The following is a 13,318-nucleotide window of genomic DNA, read 5'->3' as shown; positions in this document are numbered from 1 at the left end:
AACGGAGTGCTGGCATATTTTGCCCGCTCCGTTTTTTTTATGTTTGGAATAAAAAAGCCAGTAAAGAAGAAAATAGAATTACATTAATTCAAGAAAAAGAGGAGTGTTTTTGATGAAAGGAATTTCGTCAAATTGGAAATGGCTTTTGCTGTTTTCGTGTATTACTATTTGTTTCGGAATTTACCCGGAAACAAGAACAAACGCCTTTTCGAGCCAAACCATTCAAAAAGGTGCGGTTGGAGACGATGTAATTGAACTGCAGGCACGCCTACAAAACATCGGTTACTATAATGGAAAGATTGATGGAGCCTATGGATGGGGAACTTATTGGGCACTTCGGAATTTTCAACAAGATTTCGGGCTTCCAATAGATGGTTTGGCAGGGACTACAACAAAACAGAAGTTGACGAATGCCTCTAATTTCAATAAAGAATTTGTTCACGAACAGATCAATAAAGGGAACGAGTTCACCTATTATGGGGGAGTCCCCATTGAAAATCAGGTAAAAGCGAAAGGAAATGGCACTACGTCTGGAGGGGCCGCTTCCGGAAAAGCTCCTTCCAAAACAACTACAGCCAATCTTCCAGGAGGATATTCTCAAAACGATATACAGTTGATGGCCAATGCAGTTTATGGAGAAGCACGAGGGGAGCCATATACAGGTCAGGTTGCCGTTGCGGCAGTAATACTGAATCGAGTGGAAAGTGCTGCTTTTCCTAATACCATTTCAGGAGTGATTTTTGAACCTGGGGCCTTTACGGCTGTTGCGGATGGACAAATTTGGCTGACACCGAACGAAAGGGCGAAAGAAGCCGTGGTGGATGCTATCAATGGATGGGATCCAAGCGGTAATGCAGAATATTATTTTAACCCCGACACGGCAACAAGCAAATGGATCTGGTCAAGGGAACAAATTAAAAGAATCGGAAAACATATCTTTTGTAAGTAAAGAGGTGAAGGAAAATGATCAGGAATATAGTGATTGCCCTGCTTGTTGTAGTTGTTGCGGGAACTGCATTTTGGGGCTATCAAGAACATAAGGAAAAAAATGCTGTATTAATCAACGCTGAAAATACGTATCAGCGAGCCTTTCATGATTTAAGCTATCAAGTGGATTTATTGCATGATAAGGTCGGCGGTACTTTGGCCATGAATTCACGTTATTCATTAAGTCCGGCTTTAACGGATGTTTGGCGTATCACTTCCGAAGCCCAAAGTGATGTCGGGCAGTTGCCATTGACCTTGCTTCCTTTTAATAAGACAGAAGAATTTTTATCGAAAATTGCAGACTTCAGTTATAAAACAGCGGTACGTGACCTTGAAAAAGAACCATTGAATGATAAGGAATATGCGACTCTACAATCCTTGTACACACAGGCAGGGGACATCCAGGGCGAGTTAAGAAAAGTGCAATATCTAGTCCTGAAAAACAATTTAAGATGGATGGATGTCGAAATGGCTCTTGCATCAGGGAAAGAAAATTCGGATAACACGATCATCGACGGATTAAAGACGGTGGAGAAAAAAGTATCTGGGTACGGCGAAACGAATGAGATGAATCCGACTTTTACATCTGCACAACAGAGGGATGAAAACTTTAAAAATTTGCAAGGTGAAACCATAACAAAAAAAGAAGCCATTGCGACAGCTAAAAACTATGCACACTCAAAAAGCAGAAATTTGCAGGTGAATGTGGAGGAAAACGGAAAAGGTTCCGATTTTGGATTTTATAGTGTGAGCATCCTCGATAAAGATTCCGATACCGAATTGAATATGGATTTGACAAAAAAAGGCGGTTACCCTATTTGGTATATCAATAATAGGGACGTGAACAAAACAAATATTGATTTGAATCAAGCCTATACAAAAGCCGAAGAATTTTTAAAGGAACATGATTTCAGTTCACTTGAATTATTTGAAAGTGCTCAGTACGATAATATCGCGTTATTGAATTTCGTGACATCAGAAAATGGCGTCAAGATTTACCCGGATTCAGTCAAGGTCAAAGTCGCATTGGATGATGGATCAATTATTGGATTTTCAGCCGACGAGTATTTAAAATCACATAAAACCAGGGAATTAGCGAATCCGAACATATCCGAGAAAGAAGCTAAGGACAAAATCAACAGTAATGTAAAAATAATGGAAGAAGGAAAGGCGTTAATCACCAATGATATTGGTGAAGAAGTCCTATGTTATGAATTTCTCGGTACGATTAAAGATGATACCTACCGTATTTTCATTAATGCAGATACCGGTCAAGAAGAAAAGGTGGAAAAATTAAAGAATTCCGAACCGATATACGAGAATTTAATTTAATGTTAATTGTTATCATGAATCATTAGTTGTAGGGAAAAGTGCTTAGTCACTTTCCCTTTTTCTTATTTCATGGCATAATAACGTAAATGATCATTGGATAATATGGGAAATCAATAGGTAATATTACGTAGTTCCCTTTCTGTCAAAGGACGTGGATAACAATGTTTAAAATTGGTGATATATTAATGCTCGAACCGAAATACTCATCACAGAAGGAAAAGTTCAATTGTATGGTTGTCGAAATGGGACATGGCTGTGTCTATACCGACTTTCCCATCAATTTAGAGACTGCTAAAACTGCATTCCTTATGGACGGGACACTATTGAACGTCACATTTTCCAATGAAGAGCAGGCTGTTTATATATTTGATTCTGAAGTGCTTGGAAAAGTGAAAGGCAGGATACCCATGATGCAAATTTTGCTGCCCGAAGCAGAAACGTTTGTGAAAATCCAACGGAGGCAATACGTGCGCCTGGATGTGACCCTGGATACAGCCATTCATCCAGAACATTCCGAGTTTCCCCCTTTTCGCGCATTAACAGAGGATATAAGTGCAGGCGGGGCTTCGATAAGGCTTTTAAAAGGCACTGATATACCATCGGTTTCCCACTTATACCTGTGGATGGCGCTCACGCTTAAATCAGGTGAGATTCATTATTTAAGGTTAAAAAGCAAAATCATTCGCGTAACGGAGAAAGAGCATGGAAATATGCTGCTGCACGTCAAATTTCTTGAACCTACAAAAAATGATGTACAGACATTAATGAGGTTTATATTTGAAAAGCAGGTCGAATTAAAGAAAAAAGGCATGCACGTTTAACATGATTGAATGAAAAACAGCGATTCCATCCATACTGCTAATATAAACAGATGGAGGGTGCGGCTTATGAAAACATTTGAAAGACTATTAATTAAAGTGATCATCATTCAATTGGCCTGCTTATTTTTTTTCCAGTTCCTTTTGAGCAGGGAGGATCAAATCATTGATTTGACCAAGCTCTCGAGATATGAAGGTGTCACCAGCAATAATTATACGAAAATCATTGAAACATTCAATGGGACCGATAGTAAAAGCGGTGATTAATTTCATCTTGTCGACAAAATGAGGTTAGGAATCTCCTCCGAACCGTGATTTAGAAGTGATATTTATTTTCCTTTTTATATGGAAAAAACCACTACCTAGATTGAACAATTTAATGATAATACTGCAGGCAAACTCGTTTTTCTATGAATTGTCTACAGTCTGAAGCGGTGATCCGCTTTTTTGTATGAAGATTTTCAAAAAAGGATAACTATTGATGGCTGTAGTGATAAAAAAAGAACTAAGGTGATTTTGAACCTACACATCCCTTTTATTAATGATTTTCCCGCTAGTTGTGATAAAATGAAAGGGTACTAAATAATCAGCATGATTGTAGGATTCTTGGGAGGATTTATGGAAAAAAAATTATCAGTCGCAATCGATGGACCAGCTGCTGCTGGAAAAAGCACGGTTGCTAAAATTGTTGCAGAAAAGTTTAATTACATATATGTGGATACAGGTGCAATGTATAGGGCCCTTACCTATAAGGCCCTTAATCAAAAGATTCTTCTTGATGATGAACCAGCGTTATCAGAAGTTCTCATCAATACGGAAATCGAATTAAGACCAAGTGAAAATGGACAGTTGGTGTTCTTGGATAATGAGGACGTGACAGCCCAAATCAGGAATAATGAAGTGACTGGTTCCGTATCGGAAGTGGCAAAGCACCGAAGCATCCGGGAAGAATTGGTTCGCAGGCAGCAAATCTTTGGTGAAAATGGCGGTGTCGTCATGGATGGCAGGGATATTGGTACGCATGTTTTACCCAACGCCGAAGTTAAGGTATTTCTTATCGCATCTGTGGACGAAAGGGCACAGCGGAGGCATCAGGAAAATTTATTGAAAGGTTTTCCTTCAGATATTGAAAAGTTAAGGGAGGAAATTGCAACAAGGGACAAGCTGGACTCGGAACGCGAGGTATCGCCACTGAAAAAGGCTGCGGATGCTATCGAAATCGACACGACTTCATTATCGATTCAGGAAGTTGCAGAAAGTATCATGTCTTTAATAGAAGAGAGGAAAAGATGACATTGGATTTTTACACATTTGCCAAGAACATCGTAAAAGGCGTTTTAACGCCTTCGTTTAGGGTTAAAGCGCTCGGAAAGGAACATATCCCTAAAGAGGGCGGAGTATTGATCTGTGCCAATCACATTGATAATTTTGATCCGCCCGTAGTTGGAATGACATCTCCTAGGGATATTCATTTCATGGCGAAAGAAGAGTTGTTTCAAGCACCTGTTTTAAAGGGTATATTACCCAGAGTAAATGCATTTCCCGTGAAGCGAGGCAATAGCGATCGGGAATCCCTGAGAAAAGGTTTAAAGCTTTTGAAGGAGGGCAAGGCGATCGGACTGTTTCCCGAGGGAACCAGAAGCAAGACTGGTGAATTGGGAGAAGGGTTGGCGGGTGCTGGATTTTTCGCTTTGCGGTCTGATGCCGTTATCATACCATGTGCAATCATCGGCCCATATAAATTTTTGCGTCCGTTGAAGGTCGTTTACGGTCCTCCAATAAATTTTACTGAATATCGCGAACAGAAAATATCAGCCGATGAAGCTACCAAAATCATCATGGACCAAATCGGGAAATTGATTTCCGAGCATAAATAGTCCTTCATACTTGACAATTTTCTGATTTTGTTAGAATTTATAAAATAAGGGTATTGTTCCTTATTGCCGATAAAAAGGAATATAACTTTATTACTCTAAAAAAACTGTTTTTATCTTTATTAGGAAAGTGTTTTTATTGAACCACTTTAAATAAAAAATGTGGCCGATGAAGAGGAATTTTGCTGATCAGTCATGGGTTAAGGAGGAGTTAGTAATGACAGAAGATATGAACCAGGTAGAAGTGAACAATTACAAAGTTGGGGATCAAGTTAAAGCAACCGTTTCAAAGGTAGAAGAAAAACAGGTCATTGTTGATGTGGAAAACAGCAAGACTGATGGAATCATACCAATCAGTGAGCTTTCAAGCCTTCATGTCGAAAAGGCGTCAGATGCCGTTTCGGAAGGTGATGCATTGGAGCTGGAAGTCATTAAGGTCGAAGAAGAAGCTCTCATTCTATCAAAACGTAAAATTGACGCTCTTAAAGCATGGGATGACCTGGAATTGAAATTTGAAAATGGAGACGTATTTGAGGCTGAAGTTAAAGATGTCGTCAAAGGCGGGCTTGTTGTAGATCTAGGCGTACGTGGTTTTGTTCCGGCTTCTCTAGTAGAAGACTATTTCGTTGAAGATTTTTCTGATTACAAAAACAAAACTTTAACATTCAAGATCGTTGAACTTGAGAAAGACAAGAATCGCTTAATCCTCTCGCATCGGGCAGTCGTCCAAGAACAAAAGGAAAAGCAAAAAGCAAACGTTTTGGATAAGATTGAAAGCGGGCAAGTGCTTGAGGGCGTGGTCCAAAGGATTACCGATTTTGGTGCATTCGTGGATATTGGGGGCGTAGACGGTCTTGTCCACATTTCCCAGCTTTCCCATCAGCATGTCGACAAGGCATCCGATGTCGTTTCCGAAGGGGATAAAGTGCAAGTTAAAGTACTATCCATCGACCGTGATAACGAAAGGATCTCACTTTCCATTAAAGATACCCTTCCGGGACCTTGGGCAGGCATTGCAGAAAAAGCGGCCAAAGGCTCTACACTGGAAGGGATCGTCAAACGCCTTGTTTCTTTCGGAGCATTCGTGGAGATTTTCCCAGGGGTGGAAGGGCTTGTTCATATTTCCCAGATTTCCCACAAGCATATTGCCACGCCGCAAGAAGTGCTTAAAGAAGGTCAGTCTGTCGAAGTGAAGGTACTGGAAGTCAATGAAACGGATCAACGTCTATCATTGAGCATTAAGGAACTTGAAGAACCTCAAGCTAATTACAATACATCGGATTATGAGATCCCTGAGGAATCGAAGGGCTTTCAGCTAGGTGAAATGATCGGCGATCAATTGAAAAAACTAAAATAAGATAATAATGGTGATGTCCTTGGAGAGAAAACAACGAAAATTAGATCATATAGAATTTGCGCTAAAGACAGGGCAGCAGCATAAAACAGGATTAGAAGATATTTCGTTTATTCACCAAAGCTTACCAGGTATTTCCTTGAATAATGTGAACCTCACAGCAGAAGTTGGCGGACTTGAATTAAGTTCGCCAATTTTCATAAATGCCATGACCGGGGGCGGGGGCCCTGAAACCGAAAAATTGAATGGTGACCTAGCCATTGCTGCTCGGGAAACAGGAATCGCCATGGCGGTCGGATCTCAAATGGCAGCCATCAAGGATTCTAGCCAGCAGGCTTCTTTTAAAGTTGTAAGGCAGGAAAATCCTAATGGTGTGTTGATTGGTAATCTCGGTGGAGAAGCAACAGTCGAACAGGCTAAGCGGGCCAGCGATATGATCGGGGCAGATGCCCTTCAGATTCATATCAATGTAATTCAAGAATTGACGATGCCTGAAGGGGACAGGGATTTTGCCGGTACCCTTTCGAGAATTGAAAAAATCAATAGAACGATCGGAATCCCTGTCATCGTAAAAGAGGTTGGATTTGGGATGAGTATGGAAACGGTGCAGCAATTACATTCTATTGGTATTTCGATCATTGATGTAGGCGGGTTTGGCGGAACGAATTTTGCTAAAATCGAGAATGAGAGACGCGCAAAAATACTCGGATATTTCAATGAATGGGGCATACCGACAGCCGCTTCGATCGTCGAAGCAGTTAATGTTTCACCACAGCTATCAGTCATTGGATCAGGCGGAATTCAAAGTCCTCTGGAAATTACAAAAAGCCTGGCATTAGGAGCGAAGGGTGTCGGCTTGGCCGGGCATTTCCTCAAGCTCTATAAAGAGCTGGGCTTGGAACAACTGATTAAAGAAATAAATTACATACATGAAGATTTAAAGATCATCATGACTGCGCTCGGGTGCGGTAATATCTCAGACCTAAGGAAATCGAAATTAGTCATCAAGGGCAATACCTATCATTGGTTATCTCAAAGAGGCATTGATTGTTCGGCATATGCTAAATGAATGACCAGAAAAAGAAGCATCTCAATTGAACGGATTGAGATGCTTCTTTTTGTTCAGGGATAGACTTAACTATTCCTTTTTCGAGCCTCTTCAGGGCTTTCCATTCTAGTTGCTCCTTTATGCTCCAGTGATTGGTCCCTGTCGGACTCCACCCGTTTACTTTCTTTCAATTTCTTCTCTTGCCGATCTTTTCCCATGTTTACACCTCCTTTTTTAATGATAGGACAAAGGTTTCCTCATTAAATGCCGTGCTATACGTTTATACTTTGAATAAACAAGCCATAATGTTCCTAAAAGGGGGGCGCTGCATGGATGGAATAATATTTTATTGGATTTCATGGATAGTTTGGGTCATTGTCATGTTTTTTATTCCGAAAACGGTTCCCTTTCGTTTTGATTTTCTATTTCATCTATTAGCCGTTATGGTATTAGCTGGCTATAAACTGGATGCTCCCTTGGTTTCCGTGCATTTGAGCGGGCCGTATCTTTTCTTTATACTGTGTGTGTATATTAGGAAGGAATCAATCATCAAGATGATGGAACTGATCAGCGGAAGTCTTATTATCACTCTCGCTTATGCCAGTTTTCAACTTTTTTCTTTGCTTGATCCGATATGGCTCATCATGAAACCGATTTATCTTTTGTGTATTTTCCTGAATTATCTTATCCTATTACTTTTTAAAAATTGGAAACATCGATTGTTCGTCCTTTTAATTGGGATGATGATGGGAGATATCATATATTCTGGATTGCTTGCTTACCACTCTTTACCTTATGTGGCCCTTGCTTACGCATGGCATGATAATGCAGTGCTGGTTTTGGGCGCAAACATATTGTGGAGAATATTGGAACTGGCTGGCCAATACATTTATTCAATTTCTCAATCGAGATTTTTATCAAAACAAGGAAAAGAGAATTTTAATCAATGAAGAGTATGGTGAAAAATTTATCAAAATGGTGCAAACTGGAATTAGAAGGCTTTTATTCATACAATCATTGTTGATTGGCGAGAAATTTGTTACTATAGGATAGTTAGAGGTCTGTAGATAATCGTAAAATGCTCTAAACAATAAAAAAGGAAGCCGTATGCCGAAGCTTTCTTCATTTTTTTGGGCTGTTTATAATCAAGTTTGAGCAAGCAGAGGGTCAGCTTCACGTCACCTCAGGAATTGGGGCGTCAAGTGGACAAACTGCCCGTGAATACTTGCATTTAAATGAACATCAGTTGCGAATTTTTTACTGATGAAAGATTCCTTTAAATGATGATGGATACAGCTCTTTCCTTTAAAAGGAAATAATGAAAATCAATAATGCAAAGCAACCGTATAAATGCATTCATGAATTTCGTGACTTTGACAGAGATATAGTAGCAGAAAGGGTGAAGAGCAATGCCAAAACCGGTAATTGCGATAGTCGGTCGTCCGAACGTGGGAAAATCGACAATCTTTAATAGAATAGTTGGAGAACGGGTTTCGATTGTCGAAGACGTTCCTGGAGTGACCCGGGACAGGATTTATAGTTCTGGTGAATGGTTGACACATGATTTTAACATTATCGATACAGGTGGAATTGATATCGGTGACGAGCCGTTCCTGGAACAAATTCGCCAGCAGGCTGAAATAGCCATCGACGAAGCTGATGTGATAATTTTTATGACGAATGGTCGTGAAGGGGTAACGGCTGCTGATGAAGAAGTCGCTAAGATTCTCTATAAATCGAGAAAGCCAGTTGTCCTTGCAGTAAACAAAGTAGATAATCCAGAAATGAAGGATCAAATTTATGATTTCTATGCGTTAGGTTTTGGCGATCCATTCCCAATCTCCGGGTCTCATGGACTTGGTCTTGGTGACCTTCTGGATGAAGCGGCTAAACATTTCCCTAAATTCGACGGCCAGGATTATGCTGATGATGTCATTAAATTCAGTTTGATTGGAAGACCGAACGTAGGTAAATCTTCTCTGGTCAATGCATTGTTAGGTGAAGAACGTGTCATTGTCAGTGATATTGAAGGTACGACTCGTGACGCGATTGACTCTCCGTATAAATACAATGGCAAAGAATATGTCATTATTGATACAGCAGGTATGCGGAAAAAAGGTAAAGTGTATGAAAGCACGGAAAAATATAGCGTACTTCGTGCATTAAGGGCAATTGAACGTTCAGACGTTGTTCTTGTAGTCCTGAACGCTGAAGAAGGAATTCGTGAGCAGGATAAAAAAATTGCCGGATATGCCCATGAAGCGGGTAGGGCGGTCATCATCGTCGTCAATAAGTGGGATGCCATCGAGAAAGATGAAAAAACGATGAAGGATTTTGAAGAGAAGATCCGTGCCCATTTCCTATTCTTGGATTATGCGCCAATCATTTATCTTTCTGCCTTAACGAAAAAACGGACACATACCTTGATACCGGTCATTGATCAGGCTAGTGAGAATCATGCTATCCGGGTTCAGACAAATGTATTGAATGAAGTGGTCATGGATGCCGTGGCGATGAATCCGACACCGACACATAATGGCAACCGTTTGAAAATTTATTATACGACTCAGGTAGCGATCAAGCCGCCAACTTTCGTTGTATTCGTTAACGATCCGGAGTTATTGCATTTCTCATATGAGAGATTTTTAGAAAATCGAATTAGGGATGCCTTTGGTTTTGAAGGAACACCAATACGAATTTTTGGACGTCAGAGAAAATAGTAAAGGTGGTTATACCATGGTGAAAGATAAAGAAAGTATCGCAGTGATCGGAGCAGGGAGCTGGGGAACTGCTTTAGCGCTCGTGATCGCTGATAACCAGCATGAAGTGAGATTGTGGGGACATAATCAGAATCAAATCAATGAAATAAATCAAAAACATACGAATGAAAAATACTTGCCTGGGATTGAATTGCCTTTGGGGATTAAAGGTTATTCTTCGATTAAGGAAGCATTGGTCGGGATTGAAATAATAATTTTGGCTGTGCCGACCAAAGCCTACCGGGAAGTGCTTGGTCAGATTGAAGAGGCTCATGATAAGCCATTGACAATCGTTCATGTAAGTAAGGGGATTGAACCTGATTCCCTGCTTCGTATATCGGAAATGATTGAAGAAGTCTCTTCGGCGGATTGGCTTAAAGATATAGTGGTTCTTTCAGGACCGAGTCATGCTGAAGAAGTCAGTCTACGTCACCCGACAACAGTTGCCGTTTCTTCCAAGAATATGAAGGCTGCCGAAAGGGTTCAGGACATCTTCATCAATAATAATTTCCGTGTATATACAAATCCGGACTTGATTGGTGTTGAAATCGGAGGGGCATTAAAGAACATCATAGCATTGGCTGCCGGAATTACGGATGGTTTAGGCTATGGGGATAATGCCAAGGCTGCATTAATGACACGAGGATTGGCTGAAATATCCCGTCTAGGGGTGGCCATGGGGGCTAACGCGCTTACGTTTTCAGGTTTAGCTGGGATTGGCGACTTGATCGTCACTTGTACAAGCGTACACTCCCGTAATTGGAGAGCTGGGAATATGCTTGGAAAAGGGCAAAAGCTTGAAGAAGTTTTGGAAAACATGGGTATGGTCGTTGAAGGTGTCAGAACCACTAAAGCCGCCTATCAACTAGCTCAAAAGTACGAAGTGAACATGCCGATCACTGAAGCCCTGTACGATGTTTTATTCAATGGGGAAGAAGTGAAAAAGGCAGTTGACCTCTTGATGAATCGTTCAAAAACGAATGAAATGGAAGAACTTTATAACATTTTGGATAGCAGACAGCACGATTGAAATCCGAATCTGTTGATTTTTATAAAAGAATTTCATTAAATTAGGCATTTGATGATGCGCCTTGCCGTGTATCAGCATACAATGCAACGAAAGTAAACTAGTAATTTGACCTCGGCACGGGGGATTTAGTCAAATGAGCAGAAGATATCTAATATCTTCTGCTTTTTTTTATGGGCAAAAAATCATCTGTTCTATTATGAATAATTGAATAGGTTATTCAAGTTTGCATAAAACATTCTACATATTTCCTTGTTTTTTGTTATAAATCGACTATTTTTTTTGGTATGAAAATTGCGAGGTGTAATATGACCAAAGAATTATAAGGGAGGCCAGAAAAGTTGGTTAACTTTTCTCGCTAAAAAAGGAAGGGGAATGATACATGCAAACAGGTAATCTTAAAAGGTCTTTAAACTTGTGGCATATCGTATTGCTTGGTGTTGGATATATGACACCGATGGTTGTTTTTGATACATTTGGGATAGTTTCCGAAAAAACGGGGGGGCATGTGCCAACCGCTTATGTCATTGCTCTTTTAGCGATGTTGTTTACTGCCGCAAGTTATGGGAAAATGGTAAAAATTTATCCGCAGGCAGGTTCATCCTATACTTACACACAAAAAACGATCAATCCACATTTAGGCTTCCTTGTCGGGTGGTCTTCGTTACTTGATTATTTATTTTTACCGATGGTGAATGGCATATTAACAAAAATATACTTAACCGCTCTTTTTCCGGAGGTGTACCCGTGGATATGGGTGGTGGCATTTGTCCTTTTAATGACAGGCATTAACTTATTCAATGTTAATTTTGCAGCCAACTTTAATAGCTTCCTTGTATTTTTTCAAATGTTGGTGATCCTTATATTTGTGGCGCTTGTCGTAAAAGGGGTCATGGGTGGAGAAGGGACTGGAGAGGTCTTATCGGTTCAGCCATTCTTCGGGCATCATATGGAGATGTCGACGCTCATAACTGGTGCTACAATCCTGTGTTTTTCTTTCTTGGGGTTTGACGCTGTCACAACTTTATCGGAAGAAACACCGAATCCATCTAAAACGGTTCCCCGGGCCATCTTTTTGACCGCCCTTATCGGAGGGGTTTTATTTGTGACGGCATCATTCTTTACACAGTTATTTTTCCCGGATGTTTCCCGTTTTAGCGATCCAGAAGCAGCTTCTCCGGAAATAGCCCTTTTTGTGGGCGGGAAGTTATTTCAAGCCTTCTTTCTTGCAGGAACTTTATGCGGTACACTTGCCTCTGGGCTTGCATCCCATGCTAGTGTTTCTAGGTTGCTATATGTCATGGGGCGTGACCAAATGATCTCGAAAAAACTATTTGGGTTTGTCCACCCAAAATACAACACGCCATTTTTTAATGTCATATTTGTCGGGTCCATATCATTGGTTGCCTTATTCCTTGATTTGGTTACCGCCACTTCCCTCATAAACTTCGGGGCATTAATTGCTTTTACTTTCGTGAATATTTGTGTAATCGTCCATTCAATAAGAAACAAAAGCTTCAGAACGATTAAAGGATTTCTTTCAACAATTCTGTCCCCGGTTTTAGGTGCTGCATCGGTCTTCATCCTTTGGCTTAATCTCGAGACGAGTTCATTGATCCTAGGAATTGTATGGGCGGTAATTGGGATTGGTTATCTTCTGTATCGAACAAAATGGTTTACGGAATCCCCTCCGTTATTCCGTTTTGAAGAGGCATAGTGAATTTACTCACTTCATGAACGAAGGAGGTTTAATATCGCTGATTAGAAAATGAAAAGGTCTTTCTATTCGTTTTTTTGTACATGGAATTAGCAACAGTGATTTAGCGCAAATTGGATTGCTGCATAGATGTCATATGGAATGGTTCCGGAGGCCTGCCTGCTCGCTTTAATGGTGATGCTTCTCACAGCGTATATTATGGACAGAAGGAAAAGGTCATTCCTGCGGCAGGTTCGGTATAAGCGTATGCGCAAAGTTCCATCAATACATATGCCGGTTTTCTTAGATGGATTATTTATTCATTTCAAAGGGCAATTACTTGTTCAGCATTTTTCTTTTCAGCAGCTTTACCTTCTGTACCGGCTTTTGCATAGGTGTTGAATTTACTGATTATTGTGACTG

13 protein-coding genes are annotated in these 13,318 nt (G+C 40.4%); 12 read left to right on the top strand and 1 reads right to left on the bottom strand.

Annotation, left to right across the window (positions count from 1 at the left end; genetic code table 11):
* Nucleotides 1-112 precede the first annotated feature (112 nt).
* From sleB to fni, 8 genes are all read left to right on the top strand, one after another.
* The gene (gene sleB / locus LQ188_RS12305) at nucleotides 113-949 is read left to right on the top strand and encodes a spore cortex-lytic enzyme (RefSeq protein ID WP_230176960.1); all 837 of its coding nucleotides are present in this window, start codon (nucleotides 113-115) and stop codon (nucleotides 947-949) included.
* Nucleotides 950-963: 14 nt separating this feature from the next.
* The gene (gene ypeB, locus LQ188_RS12300) at nucleotides 964-2,319 is read left to right on the top strand and encodes a germination protein YpeB (protein WP_230176959.1); all 1,356 of its coding nucleotides are present in this window, start codon (nucleotides 964-966) and stop codon (nucleotides 2,317-2,319) included.
* Nucleotides 2,320-2,480: 161 nt separating this feature from the next.
* Nucleotides 2,481-3,140, top strand: a complete 660-nt coding sequence (locus tag LQ188_RS12295; protein ID WP_230176958.1) for a PilZ domain-containing protein — start codon at nucleotides 2,481-2,483, stop codon at nucleotides 3,138-3,140.
* 66 nt (nucleotides 3,141-3,206) lie between these two features.
* Nucleotides 3,207-3,404 (top strand): YpfB family protein, encoded by a 198-nt coding sequence (locus LQ188_RS12290; protein WP_101222433.1) that lies wholly within the window; start codon nucleotides 3,207-3,209, stop codon nucleotides 3,402-3,404.
* Nucleotides 3,405-3,755: 351 nt separating this feature from the next.
* Nucleotides 3,756-4,430, top strand: a complete 675-nt coding sequence (cmk, locus tag LQ188_RS12285) for a (d)CMP kinase (protein ID WP_230176957.1) — start codon at nucleotides 3,756-3,758, stop codon at nucleotides 4,428-4,430.
* On the top strand, nucleotides 4,427-5,014 hold the full coding sequence (locus tag LQ188_RS12280; protein ID WP_202190568.1) for a lysophospholipid acyltransferase family protein: 588 nt from the start codon (nucleotides 4,427-4,429) through the stop codon (nucleotides 5,012-5,014). The genes cmk and LQ188_RS12280 overlap by 4 nt, the downstream gene beginning before the upstream one ends.
* 214 nt (nucleotides 5,015-5,228) lie before the next feature.
* Nucleotides 5,229-6,368, top strand: a complete 1,140-nt coding sequence (rpsA, locus tag LQ188_RS12275; RefSeq protein ID WP_101222432.1) for a 30S ribosomal protein S1 — start codon at nucleotides 5,229-5,231, stop codon at nucleotides 6,366-6,368.
* Nucleotides 6,369-6,387: 19 nt separating this feature from the next.
* On the top strand, nucleotides 6,388-7,434 hold the full coding sequence (gene fni, locus LQ188_RS12270) for a type 2 isopentenyl-diphosphate Delta-isomerase (protein WP_101223450.1): 1,047 nt from the start codon (nucleotides 6,388-6,390) through the stop codon (nucleotides 7,432-7,434).
* Nucleotides 7,435-7,499: 65 nt separating this feature from the next.
* On the opposite strand, the gene LQ188_RS12265 is transcribed toward fni, so the two are convergent.
* On the bottom strand, nucleotides 7,500-7,631 hold the full coding sequence (locus LQ188_RS12265) for a YpzI family protein (RefSeq protein ID WP_101222431.1): 132 nt from the start codon (nucleotides 7,629-7,631) through the stop codon (nucleotides 7,500-7,502).
* Between the two features lie 111 nt (nucleotides 7,632-7,742).
* Between LQ188_RS12265 and LQ188_RS12260 the strand changes: the two genes are divergently transcribed.
* From LQ188_RS12260 to LQ188_RS12245, 4 genes are all read left to right on the top strand, one after another.
* Nucleotides 7,743-8,363: a hypothetical protein gene (locus LQ188_RS12260; RefSeq protein ID WP_101222430.1), complete on the top strand. Its 621-nt coding sequence runs from the start codon at nucleotides 7,743-7,745 to the stop codon at nucleotides 8,361-8,363.
* 459 nt (nucleotides 8,364-8,822) lie between these two features.
* Nucleotides 8,823-10,133, top strand: coding sequence for a ribosome biogenesis GTPase Der (der, locus tag LQ188_RS12255; RefSeq protein ID WP_101222429.1), 1,311 nt, complete (start codon nucleotides 8,823-8,825; stop codon nucleotides 10,131-10,133).
* A gap of 16 nt (nucleotides 10,134-10,149) precedes the next feature.
* Nucleotides 10,150-11,202 (top strand): NAD(P)H-dependent glycerol-3-phosphate dehydrogenase, encoded by a 1,053-nt coding sequence (locus tag LQ188_RS12250; protein ID WP_101222428.1) that lies wholly within the window; start codon nucleotides 10,150-10,152, stop codon nucleotides 11,200-11,202.
* Between the two features lie 379 nt (nucleotides 11,203-11,581).
* Nucleotides 11,582-12,916 (top strand): APC family permease, encoded by a 1,335-nt coding sequence (locus tag LQ188_RS12245; protein ID WP_101222427.1) that lies wholly within the window; start codon nucleotides 11,582-11,584, stop codon nucleotides 12,914-12,916.
* The last annotated feature ends 402 nt before the right edge of the window (nucleotides 12,917-13,318 follow it).

The sequence above is a fragment of the Peribacillus sp. Bi134 genome (assembly GCF_918698065.1).
Classification (GTDB): domain Bacteria; phylum Bacillota; class Bacilli; order Bacillales; family DSM-1321; genus Peribacillus.
Note: the sequence above shows the minus strand (reverse complement) of the source record. Positions and strands in the feature narration are given on the sequence as shown.

What these genes read in the sequence shown, in the direction of transcription:
- LQ188_RS12250 (WP_101222428.1), top strand. Translation starts at nt 10,150, where the DNA reads ATGGTGAAAGATAAAGAAAGTATCGCAGTGATCGGAGCAGGGAGCTGG.
- LQ188_RS12260 (WP_101222430.1), top strand. Translation starts at nt 7,743, where the DNA reads ATGGATGGAATAATATTTTATTGGATTTCATGGATAGTTTGGGTCATT.
- cmk (WP_230176957.1), top strand. Translation starts at nt 3,756, where the DNA reads ATGGAAAAAAAATTATCAGTCGCAATCGATGGACCAGCTGCTGCTGGA.
- LQ188_RS12265 (WP_101222431.1), bottom strand. Translation starts at nt 7,631, where the DNA reads ATGGGAAAAGATCGGCAAGAGAAGAAATTGAAAGAAAGTAAACGGGTG.
- der (WP_101222429.1), top strand. Translation starts at nt 8,823, where the DNA reads ATGCCAAAACCGGTAATTGCGATAGTCGGTCGTCCGAACGTGGGAAAA.
- sleB (WP_230176960.1), top strand. Translation starts at nt 113, where the DNA reads ATGAAAGGAATTTCGTCAAATTGGAAATGGCTTTTGCTGTTTTCGTGT.
- LQ188_RS12280 (WP_202190568.1), top strand. Translation starts at nt 4,427, where the DNA reads ATGACATTGGATTTTTACACATTTGCCAAGAACATCGTAAAAGGCGTT.
- LQ188_RS12290 (WP_101222433.1), top strand. Translation starts at nt 3,207, where the DNA reads ATGAAAACATTTGAAAGACTATTAATTAAAGTGATCATCATTCAATTG.
- LQ188_RS12245 (WP_101222427.1), top strand. Translation starts at nt 11,582, where the DNA reads ATGCAAACAGGTAATCTTAAAAGGTCTTTAAACTTGTGGCATATCGTA.
- rpsA (WP_101222432.1), top strand. Translation starts at nt 5,229, where the DNA reads ATGACAGAAGATATGAACCAGGTAGAAGTGAACAATTACAAAGTTGGG.
- LQ188_RS12295 (WP_230176958.1), top strand. Translation starts at nt 2,481, where the DNA reads ATGTTTAAAATTGGTGATATATTAATGCTCGAACCGAAATACTCATCA.
- ypeB (WP_230176959.1), top strand. Translation starts at nt 964, where the DNA reads ATGATCAGGAATATAGTGATTGCCCTGCTTGTTGTAGTTGTTGCGGGA.